Annotated in this window: 3 protein-coding genes; all 3 read right to left on the bottom strand. The window is 41.8% G+C overall.

Annotation, left to right across the window (positions count from 1 at the left end; all coding sequences use genetic code 11):
- Nucleotides 1-16: 16 nt before the first annotated feature.
- Nucleotides 17-289, bottom strand: coding sequence for a type II toxin-antitoxin system HicB family antitoxin (locus tag F6K49_RS41095; protein WP_293106794.1), 273 nt, complete (start codon nucleotides 287-289; stop codon nucleotides 17-19).
- A gap of 589 nt (nucleotides 290-878) precedes the next feature.
- Complete coding sequence (locus tag F6K49_RS41090) at nucleotides 879-1,388, bottom strand: hypothetical protein (protein WP_293064576.1); 510 nt, start codon at nucleotides 1,386-1,388, stop codon at nucleotides 879-881.
- Nucleotides 1,389-1,489: 101 nt separating this feature from the next.
- Nucleotides 1,490-2,446: an alpha/beta hydrolase gene (locus F6K49_RS41085; protein WP_293072178.1), complete on the bottom strand. Its 957-nt coding sequence runs from the start codon at nucleotides 2,444-2,446 to the stop codon at nucleotides 1,490-1,492.
- Nucleotides 2,447-2,493 lie beyond the last annotated feature (47 nt).

The following is a 2,493-nucleotide window of genomic DNA, read 5'->3' as shown; positions in this document are numbered from 1 at the left end:
TTCTAAGGTTTTAGCTTTAGCTGGCATGAGAAACTGTTACCTCGACATCATCAGGTAAATTTTTGCCTTCTTCGAGGTATTCTTCTTGAATCATCTCAAAAACAGGATTTAATTCACAGAGGGCTGCCTCAGGAGTTTCTCCCCAGGCATGACATCCTTTAATCGCTGGAATATAGGCCACAAAAGTTCCGTTGTCATCGGGACGTAAAATAATTTTATAGTCCTTTAATGATTTCATTTGTTTGGCAATTTTATCTAGTTCGGTAAGCCTAGGGCTAGGAATTTCCACTCCTTGTGGTTTCTATAGCAATTCTCTATGCCATGAGGTACAAAGAGATCCCCCTAAATCCCCCTTATCAAGGGGGACTTTGAGGTTTAGAAGCGTACCTCATAAATTCTATAAACGCTATATATCCTGTCTTCGTGTTGGATTTGTTCAAGGGACAGTTTTTTAACTTTTTCTATGAGTCGATTTTCGCTTAGTGCTATTTGCTGTCATGATTAATTGCGTTTATTTGATTATATTTTTTTACTTATTAAAACACGGTCGCCTTTGGCGGCTGCTTTGCAGCATCGCACTTACAATTAAAGAGAAAATCTTAGGGTAACAAGCATGAATATTATAGTGTCGGTAGAACGCAATCGCAACTAGTGAGGAGGTAAGCATTCAGCTATCAGCCGTCAGCCGTCAGCTTATTTTATTCAAAAGCACCATTAGTAACGTACGCTATGGGCATAAACTGTTCCCATAGCGTGGCCACAGACCTTTAGCACCGATTGCACTACTTGAGGTGCTGCGCGAACAGTAGCGCATTAGCTGATAGCTGATAGCTGACGGCTGAATGCTTACGTGAGGAGCAATGGAATGATTGAGTTGATCACTCCCATGCGGTGAGTACAATAGCATTGCGAAACTCATCATACCTATCTGATAATTCTTCCTCCTTCTCAGTAAGGATATCTATTGCTTCCTCTTCGTCTTCGCTCAACTCTTCTAAGGGTATGGCCGCTAGTAGCGTTCGCTCTTCTAGTACTCCAATCATTCCGAACAATTGATCGCGGTAAGCGTCAAAAAAATCTACATCATATAGGTTAGCTAGAACAGCAGCCCGCCGCTTTTTCCCTTTCTTCCTTGCTTTCTTGATCTTCTTTTGCTGCTTTTGAGAGCGATGGTATTTATCATCCCCCATTCCAGAGTGAACGGGAAACTCTCCTTTCACTTCTTGGTAAATGAATGGTAAATCACGAAAGAAAAACTCTTTCTCGTCCTGACCTAGGCGATATCCAGACATCTGAATGATACAATCAGCGGTAAGCATTTGCTCTTCTACCTTTGATACTATTGAGACTGTGAAACAAGTGATCGCATCCAAATGGGTGCGATGCACTGGTCTTTGTTGATTAAGATTGGTAAACGTCTAATGCTAGTTGGACATCCAGTAACTGCACGTCCTGGGTTAATCGGTGCAGTTACAAAGCATTTATACTACTACTCAAAGCTAGAAATAGCATCTCCGACAACTTTTACAAACTCATAGGTTGACTCATAAGGCAAAACATTACGACCAGGAATTTTACGACCTTCACCTTGAGGAAGATGCTTGATATACTGAGCTAGTCGGTCTTCTGGTGTTTCAGATTTCCCCAGCTTACTAATACTTGAAGCTTGCTCTCCTACTACTACTAGGGTAGGTTGAGATGTATTAGCGATCGCCTGTTGATAGTTTTGTCGCCAAAAGCCAGCCAAAAAAGAAAAAACTGCGTAGCGGCTAGCTGGATTAATTGCTCCCTTTTGGAGATTATCTAACCATTCCTTATCTACTGTAGAACTCTCAGCAAACAGTTTATCTTCCGAAAACTTTTGCAGGAATTGACGGCGACGAGCATAACGAAAGAAGGCACTACCTAAAGGAGATTCGAGGAGATTCCAAGCAACTCGCTGCTGCCAGTATTGAGTTTCTGCTGTCATCAGAGACCAAGACGGAGGACCTGAGAGTACTAACCCTTGAATATAATTTGGTTCAGTTTGCTTTTGGATCAAGGTAAGTGCCACAGGTAATAAAGCCCCTTGCACTAGCAGAATCACCGGTTTTTTGACTACATTTGTTAAAAAATATTGTAACTGGTCAGCCCAATCTATAGGGTAGTAAGCAACAGGGGGCATTTCGCTTTCGCCACATCCTAGCAAGTCGGGATTATAAATTAGATGACCATTGCCAGTGTTCAACCACTGCTGGCAAAAGCGATGCCAAAAAAAGCGTGATAGTCCAACACCAATAGGATGGACTAATAGTAGAGGAGTTTTCGTCTCAGCACTGTCATCTGTTGGGGTATAGACTTCATAGGCACAACGGTAATTATGCCAAGTGTAGAATTCTTCTTTATGCAAGGATGTTTGCCCATTATCTGTATTGGGCGAACTGGAAGTAGAAGAGTTCCATGCCATCTCAAATCCCTCAAAAGTCTTGTGGGTATTATAGCAATAATAAAACA

This window comes from Moorena sp. SIO3I6, assembly GCF_010672095.1.
Note: the sequence above shows the minus strand (reverse complement) of the source record. Positions and strands in the feature narration are given on the sequence as shown.